The organism is Streptomyces sp. NPDC044106, from assembly GCF_056433985.1.
The window spans coordinates 120570-136758 of record NZ_JBWKFZ010000009.1 but is presented as its reverse complement, the minus strand read 5'-3'; the positions used below and the strand labels follow the sequence as shown (position 1 = coordinate 136758).

At 72.4% G+C, this 16189-nt stretch carries 18 protein-coding genes; 13 read left to right on the top strand and 5 right to left on the bottom strand.

Annotated features, from left to right (window positions below; genetic code table 11):
* Positions 1-3: 3 nt before the first annotated feature.
* Both AC07DI_RS17845 and coaA read right to left on the bottom strand, forming a co-directional pair.
* A complete protein-coding gene (locus tag AC07DI_RS17845) occupies positions 4-960 on the bottom strand; it encodes a DUF389 domain-containing protein (RefSeq protein WP_478905181.1) in 957 nt (318 codons plus the stop codon).
* A 68-nt stretch (positions 961-1028) separates the two neighbouring features.
* Positions 1029-2009, bottom strand: coding sequence for a type I pantothenate kinase (gene coaA, locus AC07DI_RS17840; RefSeq protein WP_384250751.1), 981 nt, complete (start codon positions 2007-2009; stop codon positions 1029-1031).
* A gap of 110 nt (positions 2010-2119) precedes the next feature.
* Between coaA and AC07DI_RS17835 the strand changes: the two genes are divergently transcribed.
* The gene (locus tag AC07DI_RS17835) at positions 2120-2488 is read left to right on the top strand and encodes a holo-ACP synthase (protein ID WP_384250399.1); all 369 of its coding nucleotides are present in this window, start codon (positions 2120-2122) and stop codon (positions 2486-2488) included.
* 508 nt (positions 2489-2996) lie between these two features.
* Entirely contained in the window at positions 2997-4445 is a 1449-nt protein-coding gene (locus AC07DI_RS17830) for an NAD(P)H-hydrate dehydratase (RefSeq protein WP_478905180.1), read from the top strand.
* A 32-nt stretch (positions 4446-4477) separates the two neighbouring features.
* Here AC07DI_RS17830 and AC07DI_RS17825 read toward each other — a convergent pair whose 3' ends face one another.
* A complete protein-coding gene (locus AC07DI_RS17825; RefSeq protein ID WP_478905179.1) occupies positions 4478-5251 on the bottom strand; it encodes an SDR family NAD(P)-dependent oxidoreductase in 774 nt (257 codons plus the stop codon).
* A gap of 635 nt (positions 5252-5886) precedes the next feature.
* Between AC07DI_RS17825 and AC07DI_RS17820 the strand changes: the two genes are divergently transcribed.
* From AC07DI_RS17820 to AC07DI_RS17800, 5 genes are all read left to right on the top strand, one after another.
* Positions 5887-6822, top strand: a complete 936-nt coding sequence (locus AC07DI_RS17820) for a hypothetical protein (protein WP_478905178.1) — start codon at positions 5887-5889, stop codon at positions 6820-6822.
* A gap of 144 nt (positions 6823-6966) precedes the next feature.
* The gene (gene alr, locus AC07DI_RS17815) at positions 6967-8118 is read left to right on the top strand and encodes an alanine racemase (protein ID WP_478905177.1); all 1152 of its coding nucleotides are present in this window, start codon (positions 6967-6969) and stop codon (positions 8116-8118) included.
* 24 nt (positions 8119-8142) lie between these two features.
* Positions 8143-9357, top strand: a complete 1215-nt coding sequence (locus AC07DI_RS17810) for an alpha/beta fold hydrolase (protein ID WP_384250392.1) — start codon at positions 8143-8145, stop codon at positions 9355-9357.
* Positions 9358-9418: 61 nt separating this feature from the next.
* Positions 9419-9931 carry a tRNA (adenosine(37)-N6)-threonylcarbamoyltransferase complex ATPase subunit type 1 TsaE gene (gene tsaE / locus AC07DI_RS17805; protein WP_384250390.1) on the top strand — a complete coding sequence of 171 codons (513 nt, stop codon included), beginning with the start codon at positions 9419-9421 and terminating at the stop codon, positions 9929-9931.
* 192 nt (positions 9932-10123) lie between these two features.
* Positions 10124-10333 carry a hypothetical protein gene (locus AC07DI_RS17800; protein ID WP_478905176.1) on the top strand — a complete coding sequence of 70 codons (210 nt, stop codon included), beginning with the start codon at positions 10124-10126 and terminating at the stop codon, positions 10331-10333.
* 20 nt (positions 10334-10353) lie between these two features.
* Here the strand turns inward: AC07DI_RS17800 and AC07DI_RS17795 are convergent, their stop codons facing one another.
* Entirely contained in the window at positions 10354-10908 is a 555-nt protein-coding gene (locus AC07DI_RS17795; RefSeq protein WP_384250384.1) for a hypothetical protein, read from the bottom strand.
* Positions 10909-11075: 167 nt separating this feature from the next.
* On the opposite strand from AC07DI_RS17795, the gene tsaB reads away from it, so the two are divergent.
* The 4 genes from tsaB to AC07DI_RS17775 are packed head-to-tail and all read left to right on the top strand — an operon-like array spanning position 11076 to position 13621.
* A complete protein-coding gene (gene tsaB / locus AC07DI_RS17790) occupies positions 11076-11732 on the top strand; it encodes a tRNA (adenosine(37)-N6)-threonylcarbamoyltransferase complex dimerization subunit type 1 TsaB (protein WP_478905175.1) in 657 nt (218 codons plus the stop codon).
* Between the two features lie 41 nt (positions 11733-11773).
* Entirely contained in the window at positions 11774-12256 is a 483-nt protein-coding gene (gene rimI, locus AC07DI_RS17785; RefSeq protein WP_384250748.1) for a ribosomal protein S18-alanine N-acetyltransferase, read from the top strand.
* Positions 12249-13361, top strand: a complete 1113-nt coding sequence (gene tsaD / locus AC07DI_RS17780; protein ID WP_384250377.1) for a tRNA (adenosine(37)-N6)-threonylcarbamoyltransferase complex transferase subunit TsaD — start codon at positions 12249-12251, stop codon at positions 13359-13361. Before rimI ends, tsaD begins: the two co-directional genes overlap by 8 nt.
* The gene (locus AC07DI_RS17775) at positions 13358-13621 is read left to right on the top strand and encodes a hypothetical protein (RefSeq protein WP_478905174.1); all 264 of its coding nucleotides are present in this window, start codon (positions 13358-13360) and stop codon (positions 13619-13621) included. The genes tsaD and AC07DI_RS17775 overlap by 4 nt, the downstream gene beginning before the upstream one ends.
* A 12-nt stretch (positions 13622-13633) precedes the next feature.
* Here the strand turns inward: AC07DI_RS17775 and AC07DI_RS17770 are convergent, their stop codons facing one another.
* A complete protein-coding gene (locus AC07DI_RS17770; RefSeq protein WP_478905173.1) occupies positions 13634-14230 on the bottom strand; it encodes a class I SAM-dependent methyltransferase in 597 nt (198 codons plus the stop codon).
* Between the two features lie 169 nt (positions 14231-14399).
* On the opposite strand from AC07DI_RS17770, the gene AC07DI_RS17765 reads away from it, so the two are divergent.
* Positions 14400-14756 carry a YciI family protein gene (locus AC07DI_RS17765; RefSeq protein ID WP_384250367.1) on the top strand — a complete coding sequence of 119 codons (357 nt, stop codon included), beginning with the start codon at positions 14400-14402 and terminating at the stop codon, positions 14754-14756.
* A 206-nt stretch (positions 14757-14962) separates the two neighbouring features.
* Positions 14963-16180, top strand: a complete 1218-nt coding sequence (locus AC07DI_RS17760; protein WP_478905301.1) for an RNA polymerase sigma factor — start codon at positions 14963-14965, stop codon at positions 16178-16180.
* Positions 16181-16189 lie beyond the last annotated feature (9 nt).

The window sequence follows — 16189 nt, the reverse complement described above, 5'->3', positions numbered from 1 at the left end:
TACCTAGCCCTCGACTGCGGCTGTCTTCGCCGCGGTGCGCTTGCGCTGCCCGGCCCAGAAGAACTTCTGGGCCAGCAGCGTGAGCGTGCCGGCGAGGACGATGCCGAGGAGATTCAGCAGGAGCTGCTCGGTGGAGCCCCAGGCCTGCCGGTACTCGCTGTAGCTGAAGGCGACCGCGGCGTTCGCCGCCGCGGGGACCGTCGTCACGGAGATCGCCACGCCCACCAGCGCGGCCGACTTCGCCGAGGTGAGCGAGAGCGTGCCCGCGATGCCCGCGAGGACCGCCACCACGAACGAGAACCAGTCGGGGCGGTAGATGAAGTTCGTGTTCGGGCGGTCCGCCTTCAGGGCGCTGTCGCTGAACAGGTCCATCGCGTCCATGAAGTAGCTGAAGCCGGCCGTCGCCACCATCGCCACCGCGAAGCCCACGAGCAGCGCGGTCGCCGAGCGCAGGGCCAGGCGGGGCGCGCGCTGGATCAGGGCCGTGCAGAAACCCGTGAGCGGGCCGAACTCCGGGCCCACCGCCATCGCGCCCACGATCAGGATCGCGTTGTCGAGGACGACACCGCAGGCCGCGATCATCGTGGCGAGGACGATGAACGCGACGTACGTGACGGAGAGCGTCGACTCCTCGTGGGTCGCGTCGGCCAGCTGCTCCCAGAGCACGGCGTCCGCCCCCTCGCCCGGCGCCTCGTCCTCCGCCCGGTCGGCGCGCCGGGACAGCGACAGGTCGATGTTCTCCACCGAGATCGAGCCCGACTCGTCGATGCCGAGCGCGCGCAGGGCGCCGATCAGCTCGTCACCCGCCTCGCGGGCCACGTCGCACATGACCACGTCGCCCCGCGGATCGCGGGCGGCGCCGGGGACGACCACCAGGTGGGTGGCGCCGACGGTGCGTTCGATCAGACGCACCACGTCGTCGGTCGTGTCGGGCGGCGTGATCAGGCGCAGGTGCAGCATGCCCGCAGGTTAGCGGGGTGGTGGGGTGGTGGGGCGCCTACAGGTGGCGGGGAGGTGGCGGGGAGTACCTACAGCTTGCGCAGGCTCAGGCGCTGCACCTTGTGGTCGGGGCCCTTGCGGACGACGAGGGTGGCGCGGCCGCGGGTCGGGGCCACGTTCTCCACGAGGTTCAGCTTGTTGATCGTGCGCCAGGTGGTGCGGGCGTAGTCGAGGGCTTCCTCCTCCGACACCTGGGTGTACTTGCGGAAGTACGAGGACGGGTCCTGGAAGGCCGTCTGGCGCAGCTTCTTGAAGCGGTTCAGGTACCAGCGCTCGATGTCGTCCGCGCGGGCGTCGACGTACACGCTGAAGTCGAAGTAGTCCGCGAGGCCCACGCGGGTGCGGCCGTCCTTGCCGGGCAGCGCGGGCTGCAGGACGTTGAGGCCCTCCACGATGAGGATGTCCGGACGGCGGACCGTCAGGCGCCGGCCCTCCACGATGTCGTAGATCAGGTGGGAGTAGACGGGCGCCGTCACCTCGTCCTTGCCCGCCTTGATGTCCGCGACGAAGCGGGTGAGGGCGCGGCGGTCGTACGACTCGGGGAAGCCCTTGCGGGACATCAGGCCGCGGGCCTCAAGCTCCTTGGTGGGGAGCAGGAAGCCGTCCGTCGTGACGCGCTCCACACGCGGGTGCTCCGGCCAGCGGGAGAGCAGGGCCTGGAGGAGGCGGGCGACGGTGGACTTGCCGACCGCGACGGAGCCGGCGACTCCTATGACGAAGGGGGTGCCCGACTGGGATCCCTTCTCCCCGAGGAAGGTGTTGAGCGCTCCGCGCAGGCCGTCCGTCGCGCCGACGTAGAGGTTCAGGAGGCGGGAGAGCGGGAGGTAGATGTCGCGGACCTCGTCCAGGTCGATGACGTCACCGAGGCCGCGGAGCCGTTCCACCTCCTCCGCCGTCAGAGGCAGCGGCGTCTTCTCGCGAAGAGCGCTCCACTCGGCGCGGGTGAGGTCGAGGTAGGGAGTCGCCTCCGGCTTGGACCGGTGGGCGCTCCGCGGTGCCGTCGGGGGCACAGAGACCGAAGAGATCACGGTCCATTGTTACGGCTGTTTGAACGGGACGGGGGGTCGGGCGGGGGGTGGGGTACGTCACCCCGGTACGCCGGCTGTGTCACGCTGAGCCGGTGATTATTGGGGTTGGCATCGATGTCGCGGAGATCGAGCGGTTCGCGGCGGCGCTGGAACGGACGCCGGGGATGGCAGAGCGGCTCTTCGTGGAGAACGAGTTGCTGCTGCCGGGCGGGGAGCGCCGCGGAATCGCCTCGCTGGCGGCACGTTTCGCGGCGAAGGAGGCGCTGGCGAAGGCGCTGGGGGCGCCGAGCGGGCTTCGGTGGACGGACGCCGAGGTGTACGTGGAGGAGAGCGGGCAGCCGCGGGTGCGGGTGCGGGGGACGGTGGCTGAGCGGGCCGCGGTGCTGGGGGTGCGGGCCTGGCATGTGTCGCTGAGCCATGACGCGGGGGTTGCTTCCGCGGTGGTTGTGGCGGAGGGGTAGGCGGGGGCGCTTTGGGGTGGGCTGAGGCGGGGCCTCGCGGCGGCGTGGGCGGGTTCGTTTGGGCTGGGGTCTGCGCCTGTTGTTCGTCTGTGGGGCGGGGCCGCGGGGGTATGTGCGTACTCGCTATCCCTGCGTCGCGCTGCACGGACAATGGGGCTATAGCGTGCTCGGTGCTCCGTTCGCACATACCCCCACGTCCCCTCGGGCCGGTTTCGCGGCTGCGGCCTGGTGGTGGTGCACCTGCCCCGGGGGCCGTTCTCGGCTGCGGGCCGGTGGGGGGGGGGCTCGCTGCCTCGACTCCGGCTGTGCGATGCGGGCTGACGCCCACCCACCCGTCCCTACTTCCGCCGTGCGGTGCGGGGCAAACGGGTGGGTGGGTGGGATGCATCCGCCGCGGAGCGGCGGGCCTGTTCGTAGCCGCTGAGGGGAGACGGGGGCAGCCCACCCACCCGCCCCATCCGTCGCGGAGCGGCGGGTCTGTTCCTGGTCCCGGAGGGAGACTGGGGCCATGCGGACTGCGTACAGCGTGGAAGATGTCAGGGAGAGCGAGCGCACACTGATGGCCCAGGGGCCAGAAGGCGTGCTGATGCAGCGCGCGGCGGCAGGCCTGGCCGCCGAGTGCGCGCGCCTGCTCGGCAGGGTGTACGGGGCACGGGTCACCCTGCTGGTCGGCAGCGGTGACAACGGCGGCGACGCCCTGTACGCCGGGGCCCGGCTCGCCCGCAGGGGCGCGGGCGTCAGCGCCGTGCTCCTCGCCCCGGAGCGCACGCACCCCGGCGGGCTCGCCTCACTGCGCGCCGCCGGCGGTGCGGTGGTGGACGCCGGTGAGGAGCGGGCCGAGGGCGTGGTGGCCCGCGCCAGGCTCGTCGTCGACGGGATCGTCGGCATCGGCGGCCGTGGCGGGCTCCGGGAGCGCGCCGCGCGACTCGTCGCCGCCGCGCGGGAGGCGACGGTCGTCGCCGTGGACCTGCCCAGTGGCGTCGACGCCGACACGGGCGAGGTGCCGGGCGACGCGGTGCGCGCCGATGTGACGGTGACCTTCGGGGCGTACAAGCCGGGGCTGCTGATCGATCCGGGCCGGGAGTACGCCGGTACCGTGCGGCTGGTCGACATCGGGCTCGAACTCCCGGACGGCGAGTGCCAGGTGGAAGCCCTGCAATTCGCCGACGTGGCCCGGTTGCTGCCGGTGCCGGGCGGCGAGAGCGACAAGTACCGGCGCGGGGTCGTGGGGGTCGTCGCCGGGTCCGCCCGGTACCCGGGCGCGGCCGTGCTCGCCGTGGCGGGCGCCCTGCGCGGCGGCGCGGGTGCCGTGCGGTACGTGGGGCCGGCCGCGGACGCCGTCATCGCCCGGTTCCCCGAGGTGCTGGTGTCGCCGGGGCCCCCGTCGAAGGCGGGCCGCGTGCAGGCCTGGGCCGTGGGGCCGGGGCTCGGCGACGACGAGGAGCGGCTGCGGGACGTGGTCGCCTCCGACGTGCCGGTGCTGATCGACGCGGACGGGCTGCGGCTCGCGGGCGAGCGGGAGGTCCGGGCGCGGCGCGCGCCCACGCTGCTCACGCCGCACGCGGGAGAGGCCGCCGCGCTGCTCGGCGTGGCGCGCGAGGAGGTCGAGGCGGGCCGGCTGTCCGCCGTGCGGGAGCTCGCGCGGCGGTACGGGGCGACGGTGCTGTTGAAGGGGTCCACCACGCTGATCGCCTCGGCGACGGGTCCGGTGCGGGCCAACCCGACGGGGACGCCCTGGCTGGCCACGGCGGGCAGCGGCGACGTGCTGTCCGGGCTCGCCGGTTCCCTGCTGGCGGCGGGGCTGGACGCCAGGGACGCGGGGGCGGTCGGCGCGTACCTGCACGGCCTGGCGGGACGGCACGCGGCGCACGGGGCGCCGGTGGGCGCGCAGGACGTGGCCGACGCGATTCCCGCCGTGTGGCGGGAGATCCGGCGCCCGGAGCGGGCTCCGTCGTGACAGCGGGTCCCGGCGGCCGATGGTGAAGGCGCTCATTGCGCCAGGTAACCGCCATCCACCGGCAGGACCACCCCCGTGATGAAGGACGCCGCGTCCGAAGCGAGGAAGGCGATGGCCGCGGCCACTTCGCGCGGTTCGCCGAGCCGCCCCATGGGGTGGGCGCTGACCATGGACGCGATGTAATCGTCCCCGCCGGGCGAGTCGCGCAATTCTCTTACGCGTTCGGTCATGATGGTTCCGGGTGCCACGGCGTTTACTCTGATGCCGTCGCCGGCGCATTCCACTGCGAGGTGTTTCGTCAGGCCCGAGGCCAAGAATTTCGCCGGTCCGTACACCGCCTGGTTCCGCTGTCCCGCCACGCCGGAGACCGAGGACGTACAGACGATTGCGCCGCCGCCGCTCTTGCGCATCTCTTCGATCGCGTACTTGCAGCAGAGGAACATTCCCTTTCCGTCTACCGCCATGACCCTGTCCCAGTCCTCAGGGGTGGATTCGGTGATCCCGGTCAGTGGGATGATTCCCGCGTTCGCCACGAGGACATCGAGACGGCCCCCGATTTCCGTGGCAGTGCGGATCGCATGCCGGACGTCACTCACCTGCGAGACGTCACCGCGGACCACGGAGATCTTCAGCCCCTGGCTGTCCCATTCCTCCTTGAGGCCGTTCAGCAGCGGCTCGTTCCAATCCATGGCCACGACGGTTCCGCCCTCGCGGACGAGCACCTCGACGGCCGCCCGTCCGATTCCGCTCGCTGCGCCTGTGACCAGGCATGACTTCCCTGCCATGCGGGATAGTGCGGCGCTCATCGGCACCCTCCGTCAGATGCGGGCAGTGTGCCCCCGTACGCTACGCCCGGACCTCGACGAGAGAGGTGGTCGTGCGCGGCACAACTCCCCGTGGAAAAGCGCCCGCGCGGACTCGCTCGTCACGCTGATCGACAACTGCCTCTTGCGTTGTGGGGCACGTGCCAAAAGGCGCCATCGGCTGGACAGCGCTGCCGGGAGCGTGCTAATCCGGTGTCCCGATCTCAGGCACAGGCCACTGAGGTCTGAAAAAGAGCGAGACGCGCCCGATGATTCCACCGCTCTTGTCTCAGTACTACGATTCCGTCCGCCAGCGCGACATGCTTCTCGCGTCGAGCGATGACGTGACGAGACTGGTGCGGCCGCACGTCGGCGTGTCGATCATCGGGCAATTGCGCTGGGATGTCATCCGCAGCCCTCGGCGACTGCAGACTTATGCCCAGCTTCTGGACGGATGCCTCTTCCACCTCATCGCCAATGATCGATATGTCGACCGTATCAGTGGCGTACTGACCGGAAGAGTAGGCATTCTCCCTTTCGAGGTCACCGTCTCCGGCAACAGTCTGGAAGATTCGTTACGGGACATGATTTCGCGGCCATTCCTGTTCTCATCGCTGGCCGCTCCCCGGCCCCAACGCATGGCTCTTCAGGACGCCCTCGCCGCGAGCGCCACCCGTGACGAAGTCGACCGCCGCTGCTCGCGGGACGGAGTGGTGGAGGGGCTTTTCGGTCTGATCAAAGACACCCGCATCATTCCCGTCACCGAATGTGAACGCATCCGCGACTCGTGGCGCTACTGGGTCGACGCGGAGCATCAGGGCAGCCTGGTCACCCGCCCGGCACAGCCGTACGGGGACGACACGCAGTCCTTCGCCATGGAGGGCTTCACGGACCTGGCCCTGCTGACCTCGTCCGGGCGGTCCGTCGCCTCCCGCATCGCCTCGCCCGCGACGCTGGACGTCCGGACGGGGACACGTCGCCGGAGCCTGGTGTGGCGGGAGATAGAGCGGCTCGACCAGGCCGACGCGGCGGAACGGGACGACGCGCTTCAGCTCAAGCTCGCCTTCGACCGCTGCTACTACCGCACGATCGCCCGGGCCGAACACGCCATGTTCTCCAGTGAGGACTCCGCGGATCTGCGGGGTGTCCGGCGCAGAGCCTCCCTCAGGCTGCGGGACCCGGCCCGGACCGTCATCTATCCGCACGGCTTCCGGGAACAGCTCGGGCGAATGACCGCCGAGCAGTGGGACGGTTTCCTCGAGGATTTCAGTGAGGAGCTGCACAACTGGTGGGAGAGCTGGGACGTGGAGAGCCTCCAGGAGATCGGCAACAGGCTCGGCAGCCGGGCCGCCTCGCCCCCGGCGGCCTCCTCCCTCTACGTCAACGCGGTCATCAGCGTCGGCAGCGGCGCCGCCTCCACTCTGGCGGACCCCTCCACCCAGGGCATGATGATCGGCGGAGGCGTGAGCCTGGCCACCTGGGTCCTGGCCGGACCGGTGGCGGAACGGATGCAGCAGTGGTCCAGCGACCGCCATGCCCGGTATGACGTCGTGGAAGTCCGGCCTGCCGAATAGAACCGGCGCGTCGAGCCCGCCACCCACGGGCCGAGTCCTTTGCCGACTGCCGCTCGGCGTCCTCCCCGCGCCGACCGCAATGCGTCAGGGCCCCCGAACCCGCCGGCGCGGGGCGCGCGACGGCCTCTGAGACACTGGTCCGCGATGAACGAGACAGCCCCTTTCCGTGTCCGCGCCGAGATCGATCTCGCCGCCCTCCGCGCCAACGTGCGCTCGCTGCGCGCCCACGCGCCGGACGCCGCGTTCATGGCCGTGGTCAAGGCGGACGCGTACGGACACGGAATGGTGCCCTGCGCCAAGGCCGCAAGGCAGGCGGGCGCCACCTGGATCGGCACCGCCACACCGGAGGAGGCCCTGACCGTGCGCGCGGCGGGCGTACCCGGGCGGATCATGTGCTGGCTGTGGACGCCGGGCGGCCCCTGGCGCGAGGGCGTCGAGGCAGACCTGGACATGTCGGTGAGCGCGCTGTGGGCGCTGCGCGAGGTGAGCGCCGCCGCCCGCGCGGCGGGGCGTACCGCGCGTATCCAGCTCAAGGCCGACACGGGCCTCGGGCGCAACGGCTGCATGCCGGCCGACTGGCCCGAGCTGGTCGCCGAGTCCCTGCGCGCCGAGGCCGACGGTCTGGTCCGGGTCACCGGTCTCTGGTCGCACTTCGCCTGCGCCGACGAGCCGGGCCACCCCTCGGTCGCCGCCCAGCTGACGGTCTTCCGCGAGATGGTCGCGTACGCCGAGGACCGGGGGATACGCCCCGAGGTGCGGCACATCGCCAATTCTCCGGGGACCCTGACGCTGCCCGAGACGCACTTCGATCTCGTACGGCCCGGCATCGCGATGTACGGCGTCTCGCCGAGCCCCGAGGTGGGCACCCCGCAGGACTTCGGCCTTCGCCCCGTCATGACGCTCTCCGCCTCGCTCGCCCACGTGAAGCACGCCCCGGCCGGCCACGGCGTGAGCTACGGCCACCACTACGTCACCCCCGGCGCGACGACCCTCGGCCTGATCCCCGCCGGATACGGCGACGGCGTCCCGCGGCACGCCTCCGGCAGCGGTCCCGTCCTCGTCGGCGGCAAGCTGCGGACGGCGGCGGGCCGGATCGCGATGGACCAGTTCGTGGTCGACCTCGGCGGGGACGAGCCCGAAGTGGGCGCGGAGGCCGTGCTGTTCGGCCCCGGCGACCGCGGCGAGCCGACCGCCGAGGACTGGGCGCAGGCCGCGGGCACCATCGCCTACGAGATCGTCACCCGCATCGGATCGCGCGTGCCGCGCGTCTATGCGAACGAGCGGTCCGACGACTGACCAGGAACTGACGAGGAGCGGCACGTGAGCGAGAGCAGCACGGGGGCTGCCGCGGCGGAAGCGGTGACGGAGGTCGCCGCCGCGGCCGGGAACTGGCGCCGGGCCGGGGTGGCGGGCGCAGCGATAGGCGTCATCGCCGCGGGCGCGGCCGCCGGTGTCGCCATAGAGCGGATGACCGTGGGCCGCGGCATGCGCAAGAAGGCGCGGCTCGCGCTCGACGCGTCGGGGCCGTACGGCTCGCTGCGCGGCATGCCCGGCACGGCGTACGCGGACGACGGCACGGAGCTCGCCTACGAGGTCGAGGAGGTCGAGGAGGGCAGCGGCCAGAGTTCGCGGCGGCGGCGCCTCTTCGGCCGCCGGGCCCCCGCGCCGTTCACCGTCGTCTTCAGCCACGGCTACTGCCTGAACCAGGATTCCTGGCACTTCCAGCGCGCCGCACTGCGCGGCGTCGTGCGCGCCGTCTACTGGGACCAGCGCAGCCACGCCCGCTCGGGGCGCGGCGTCGACCAGCTCGAGCGGAAGGCGCCGGTCTCCATCGACCAGCTCGGGCGCGATCTGAAGGCCGTCATCGACGCCGCCGCGCCCGAGGGGCCGCTCGTCCTCGTCGGGCACTCCATGGGCGGCATGACGACCATGGCCCTCGCCGACCAGTTCCCCGAGCTGATCCGCGAGCGCGTCGTGGGCGTCGCCCTGGTCGGCACGTCATCGGGGCAGCTCGGAGAGGTGAACTTCGGGCTGCCCGTGGCGGGGATGAACGCGGTCCGGCGGGTGCTGCCCGGCCTGCTGCGGGCGCTCGGTTCGCAGGCCGAGCTGGTGGAGAAGGGGCGGCGGGCCACCGCTGACCTCTTCGCGGGCGTCATCAAGCGCTACTCGTTCTCGCAGAAGGACGTGGACCCGGCCATCGCGCGGTTCGCGGAGCGGATGATCGAGGCGACCCCGATCGACGTGGTCGCGGAGTTCTACCCGGCCTTCGCCGAGCACGACAAGGCGGAGGCGCTGAAGCACTTCGCCGAGCTGCCGGTGCTCGTGCTCGCCGGTGACAAGGACCTGGTCACGCCGAGCGAGCACAGCGAGGCGATCGCCCAGCGGCTGCCCGACGCCGAACTGGTCCTGGTCCCGGACGCCGGGCACCTGGTCATGCTGGAGCACCCGGAGGTGGTCATGGACCGCCTCGCGGACCTGCTCGTGCGGGCGGGGGCCGTACGGACGGCCGACCGCGCGGGCGGCACGGGCGGTTGAGGCGGCGCGGGCGAGGCGAGGACGGACCGGGCGGGCCCCGCCAGCCGCTACCGTGGTCGGTATGGAAGCACCGCACCACCAGGCCCCCACCGGCGTACTCAACCTCACGGTCAACTCCCCCCGCCAGATGGGCGAGTTGGGCCGCCGCCTGGCCAAACTCCTGCGCCCCGGCGACCTCGTCATGCTCACCGGCGAGCTCGGCGCCGGCAAGACGACGCTGACCCGCGGCCTCGGCGAGGGCCTCGGCGTGCGCGGCGCCGTCACGTCGCCGACCTTCGTCATCGCCCGTGTCCACCCGCCGCTCGGCGCCGGGCCCGCCCTCGTGCACGTCGACGCGTACCGCCTGGGCGGCGGGCTCGACGAGATGGAGGACCTGGACCTCGACGTCTCGCTCCCCGAATCGGTGATCGTCGTGGAGTGGGGCGACGGCAAGGTCGAGGAGCTCTCGGACGACCGGCTGCACGTCGTCATCGACCGGGCGACCGGGGACACGACGGACGAGGTGCGCGAGGTGACGCTCACCGGGCTCGGGCAGCGGTGGGCGGACGCCGACCTGGAGTCGCTGGCGGCCTGAGAGCCCGTCTTCGAGCCCCCGCCCACGCCCCGGCGGCCCGTGCTCCCGCGGGCCGCCCTCGTACGTTCGCCCGAACGTTCCGACAAGTCGTCGGCAAAATGTTGCGCTGTGTGCGTCGCGCGTGGTCACATGGATGGAGATCCTGGTTAGGTCTACCTAACCATGTCTGCCCCCGGAGCCCAGGAGGCATCCATGTCGGCTTCAGAACACGACGTAAGGCCGCAGTCGCACCGGCTGCCGGGGCCGTCGGGCGCACCGGGCCCCGCACAGCTGTCGATGAGCGATCTGCTGGCGTCCTGCGCCGCGGCGACGGCGGTCTCCACGCCGCCGTGCCACCCGGCCACGGAGGACGCGGCCCCTGCCGCGAAGCGGCGGCCCGCCCGGCGCGCGGACAGGCTCTGAGAGCCTGTGTCACAGGCCGCTCAGGGGATGACGACGACCTTCCGGTCGCGCGTCGCGAACTCCCACATCGCCTTGCCGTCCTCCCGCGACTCGCGGATGCCGCCGGTCTTCTTCGCCGGGTCCGGCTTCGGCGTAGCGCCGTTGACCGCCGCGCTGAAGCCGATCGAGGTCGGTCCGACGGCCGTGAACCGCACGACGTGCTCGACCGCCGTGCCGTCCGTGCCCATGACGGAGCCGTTGCGGGAAGTGACGGTGTAGGTGCCCGGCGGCGGGTCGACCGTGCCCGGCGTGACCTCGTACGTCAGCAGCAGCTTCCCGGACTCCTCGACCAGCCAGACGCGGTCCTCGCCCACCGAGTACACGACGCGCTGCCCCGACCCGGAGTTCGCCGGCACCGCCTTCGGGTCCGCCTTCTCCTTGGGGGAGCGCGGCGCGGCGGCCGAGGGGGAGCGCTTGCCGGGGTCCTTGGCCTGGTGGTCCGACGCGCTGGCCGAGGCCTGATAGGCGAGGAAGCCGACCGCCGCGAGTGCGGCGGCGGTGAGCCCGGCCACAAATCCCGAGCTGCTCCTGGACACCTTGCGCCACCCACCTTTTCGTACCGCGTACGGCTGCCGTGTTGACGGTAGCAGCAGCCGCGCCCCAACCCGGGGCAACCGCACCCCGCGCCGGTCCGCCGCCGGCGCGGCGCCGCTCTGATGCCGGTCCGGCCGTGCGCCGCGCCCGGGAGCCGTAGGCTGTTCGCGTGCTCTTGCTCGCTCTGGATACCGCAACGCCCGCCGTCACCGTCGCCCTCCACGACGGCTCCGCCGTCATCGCGGAGTCGACCCAGGTCGACGCCCGGCGCCACGGAGAACTGCTGCTTCCGGCCGTCGACCGGGTACTCGCCGACGCGGGCCTCGGGCTCGACGCGGTGACCGGCATCGTCGCCGGGGTGGGCCCCGGCCCCTACACCGGCCTGCGCGTCGGCCTGATGACCGCCGACACGTTCGGCCTCGCGCTCGGCGTCCCCGTGCACGGTGTGTGCACGCTGGACGGCCTCGCGTACGCGTCCGGCATCGAGGAAGGCCCCTTCGTGGTGGCCACCGACGCCCGGCGCAAGGAGGTCTACTGGGCCCGGTACGACGACGCGCGCACCCGTACGGGTGAAGCGGCCGTCGACCGGCCCGCGGACATCGCCGCCGAGGTCGCGGGCCTCCCCGCGGTCGGCGCCGGCGCGCTGCTCTACCCCGACACCTTCCCCGACGCCCGGGGGCCCGAGCACGTCTCGGCCGCCGCGCTCGCCTCCCTGGCCGCCGAGCGGCTCGCGGCCGGCGCGGAGCTCCTGGAGCCCAGGCCGCTCTACCTGCGCCGCCCCGACGCGCAGGTGCCCAAGAACTACAAGGTGGTCACCCCCAAGTGACCCAGGTGATCCGGACCACCGAGGCCGCCGTGCTGCGCGAGATGCGCTGGTGGGACATTGACGCGGTGTTCGCCCTGGAGAAGGAGCTCTTCCCGGACGACACCTGGTCGCGCGGGATGTTCTGGTCCGAGCTCGCCCACGCGCGCGGCCCCCTCGCCACCCGCCGCTACGTGGTGGCCATGGACGGCGACCGCCTCGTCGGGTACGCGGGGCTCGCCGCCTCCGGGGACCTGGCGGACGTCCAGACCATCGCCGTGGCCCGCGACCACTGGGGCACGGGCCTCGGCGCCCGCCTCCTCACCGACCTGCTCCAGGCCGCGACCGCTTTCGAGTGCGCCGAGGTGATGCTGGAGGTGCGGGTCGACAACACCCGGGCGCAGAAGCTGTACGAGCGCTTCGGCTTCGAGCCCATCGGCTTCCGGCGCGGCTACTACCAGCCCGGCAACGTGGACGCCCTGGTCATGCGCCGCACCGATCCCTCCACTTCCGTATCAGGCGTACAAGGAACCGAGATTCATGGCTGACCTGCGCGACGAACCCCTCGTCCTCGGCATCGAGACCTCCTGCGACGAGACCGGCGTCGGCATCGTCCGCGGCACCACGCTGCTCGCGGACGCCATCGCCTCCAGCGTCGACGAGCACGCCCGCTTCGGCGGCGTGGTCCCCGAGGTCGCCTCCCGCGCCCACCTCGAAGCGATGGTGCCGACCATCGAGCGCGCCCTGAAGGAAGCGGGCGTCAGCGCGAAGGACCTGGACGGCATCGCGGTGACCGCGGGTCCCGGGCTCGCGGGCGCGCTGCTCGTCGGGGTCTCGGCCGCCAAGGCGTACGCGTACGCCCTCGGCAAGCCGCTCTACGGCGTGAACCACCTCGCCTCGCACATCTGCGTGGACCAGCTGGAGCACGGGCCGCTGCCCGAGCCGACCATGGCGCTCCTGGTCTCCGGCGGCCACTCCTCGCTGCTGCTCTCCGCCGACATCACCTCGGACGTACGCCCGCTCGGCGCGACCATCGACGACGCGGCGGGCGAGGCCTTCGACAAGATCGCGCGGGTGCTGAACCTCGGCTTCCCGGGCGGCCCCGTCATCGACCGGTACGCGCGCGAGGGCGACCCGACGGCCATCGCCTTCCCGCGCGGGCTCACCGGCCCGCGCGACGCCCCGTACGACTTCTCCTTCTCCGGGCTCAAGACGTCCGTCGCCCGCTGGATCGAGGCGAAGCGGGCCGCGGGCGAGGAGGTGCCGGTGCGGGACGTCTCGGCGTCCTTCCAGGAGGCGGTCGTCGACGTACTGACCCGCAAGGCCGTGCGCGCCTGCAAGGACGAGGGCGTCGACCACCTCATGATCGGCGGAGGCGTGGCCGCCAACTCGCGCCTTCGGGCGCTCGCGCAGGAGCGGTGCGAGAAGGCCGGCATCCGGCTGCGCGTGCCGCGCCCCAAGCTCTGCACGGACAACGGCGCGATGGTCGCGGCCCTCGGCGCGGAGATGGTGGCGCGCAACCGGTCTGCCTCGTCATGGGACCTGTCGGCGGACTCCTCGCTGCCGGTGACGGAGCCGCACGTGCCGGGGCACACCCACAGCCACGACCACGACCACGTGCACGAGGTCAGCAAGGAGAACCTGTACTCGTGACCGTCGCGCTGATGTGGGAGGCCCGTGCCGTCGAGGGGCAAGGGGCCGAACTCCTCGCGTGGGCGCGGGAGCAGCGGTTCGACGGCGGGCGCGGGCCGCTGCGCCGGGAGACCTTCCGGGCGCCGCAGGACCGGGTGCTCGTCATCACCTGGTGGGACGCGGCTCTCGACGACGCGCTGCCCGAGCTGCCCGAGCCCCCGGCGGAGCTGGTCACGCGGGCGGTGCACCGGTGGCGGTTCGAGTCGGTCGAGGGCGGTTAGCCGCAGGCGCGGTCAGGCCGCGGCGGGCTTGCGGTAAGTCAGCAGGTAGCGCCAGAAGAGCAGTTGGCGTACGCGGGCCTTGGGCAGGAGACGGGCCGTCTCGGCGCGGATCTGCGGGAGCCGCATGTCCGGCGGGCGCACGGGGGGCTTGAGCGAGGGCGTGTACGTGCCGCGCAGGCGCTCCGTCGCGTACACCGTCGCCCGTGCCACCGCGTTGGCGGGCGACGCCACGACGTCCCACCGCGTCATCCCGGCGTAACAGCCGAGGACGAGCAGGGCGCCGCCCGGCGCGAGGGCGTCGCGCAGGCGCGTGAGGGTGGTGAACGGCATGTGGTGCAGGCTCGCCAGGCAGGTGATGACGTCGTAGTGGCCCCCGGGAAGCTCTTCCCCGGTCACGTCCGCCTGACGGTAGCGGGGCCCTCCACCGAGGGCCTCGGCCTCCGCGACGACCGCGGCCGAGGGATCGACGCCGTCGACCTCGTAACCGCGCGCCGCGAGACGGCGGGCGAAGCGACCGGTGCCGCAGCCGACGTCGAGAGCGGTGCGGCCGTGCGGCGGCAGGCTCCGTAACAGGAGGCGGTGGTAGTGGTCGTTGTGGTCGAAGGGCATGCGGGCGAGCCTGGCACAGCCCCTCGGAGCACCGGAAGCACCCGCCTGTGACCTGCGCGGAGAAGAAACTTCGAGGAATCTCGGCGACGATGTCGAAACGGGCGTCTCCCGTTCGACGCAGGGGTGAGAGGCGAGGAGAAGCCCCGCCACCACCCGATGGGAGACCGCGATGCCGCGCTATCTGACGATGATCCGTATCGACGAGAACAACGCCCCCGAGGGCGGCCCGAGCCCCGAGCTGCAGGAGCGCATGGGCGCGCTGCTCGAAGAGATCACCAAGGCCGGGGTGCTGCTCGACACCGCGGGCCTGCGGCCGACCTCGGAGGGTTCCCGGGTGACCTGGGACAAGGGTGAGCTGTCCGTCACCGACGGGCCGTTCACCGAGACCAAGGAGGTCGTCGGCGGCTACTCGATCTGTCAGGCCAAGGACATGGCCGAGGCGGTCGAGTGGACCAAGCGCTTCCTGAAGACCCACGAGGACTACTGGACGGTCACGGCGGAGGTCAGGGAGATCGAGGAGGGCTAGCCCGCCCGTTGCGTCCTGGCTAGGTCTGTCGTTCGGATTTCGTTCGGATTTCGTTCGGATCCGACCGGTCCAGGTCGGCGGGTCCCAGCCTTTGCGGGGGGTGCGCGGGGGTGTTCTGATGGGTGGCCGTGAGCCATCCGCCGGAGCACCCCCGCCGCACATCGCCGGAGCGGCAGCCCCGCCACACCGTCGAGACCGTCTTCCGCATGGAGTCGCCGCGCATCATCGCCGGTGTCACGCGGATCGTACGAGACGTCGGCATCGCCGAGGAACTGGCGCAGGACGCCCTCGTGGCTGCCCTCGAACAGTGGCCCGAGCAGGGCGTCCCCGACAACCCGGGCGCCTGGCTCATGGCCACCGCCAAACACCGCGCCATCGATCTCGTACGCCGCCGCGAGCGCTACGCAGCGAAGCTGGCGGAGGTCGGCCGCGACCTGGAGACCACCCAGGCGCGGGTGGCCGAGCCCGCCGCCCCCGACGACATCGACGACGACCTGCTCCGCCTCATCTTCACCGCCTGTCACCCGCTGCTCTCCGCCGAGGCCCGGGTGGCGCTCACGCTCCGCCTGCTCGGCGGCCTGACCACCGGGGAGGTCGCCCGCGCCGTGTTCGCCGCCGAATCGGCCGTCGCACAGCGCATCGTGCGGGCCAAGCGCATCCTCGCCACCAAGGACATCGCCTTCGAGGTCCCGAGCGGCCCGGAGCGCGCGACCCGCCTCCACTCGGTCCTCGAAGTCATCTACCTCATCTTCAACGAGGGGTACGCGGCCACAGCGGGCGACGACTGGCTGCGCCCGGCGCTGTGCGAGGACGCGCTGCGCCTGGCACGGGTGCTCACGGGCCTCATGCCGAAGGAGTCCGAAGTGCACGGCCTCGCCGCGCTCCTGGAACTGCAGGCGTCGCGCTCCGCGGCACGCACGGGCCCCTCCGGCGAGGCGGTGCTGCTCAAGGACCAGAACAGGGCCCGCTGGAACCGGATGCTGATCCGGCGCGGTTACGCGGCCCTGGCACGGGCCCACGACGCGGCGGACTCCTCCCGGGCGCTCGGCCCGTACGCCCTCCAGGCCGCGATCGCCGCCTGCCACGCCCAGGCGCACACGTACGCGGAGACCGACTGGCAGCAGATCGCCGTGCTCTACGGCCTGCTCGCCGCCCGCACCCCCTCCCCGGTCGTCGAGCTGAACCGCGCGGTCGCGGTCTCGATGGCGCAGGGGCCCGAGCCGGGCCTCTCGCTCGTCGACGCGCTCACCGCCGAACCGGCGCTGAAGGACTACCACTTGCTGCCCAGCGTCCGCGGCGACCTCCTGGAGCGGCTCGGCAGGCCGGCCGAGGCCTGCGCGGAGTTCGAGCGGGCGGCCTCGCTTGCGCGCAACGAGCGGGAACGGGAGCTGCTCCTCGCGCGGGCGGCTACCTGCCGGCTCTGAGCCGGCCCT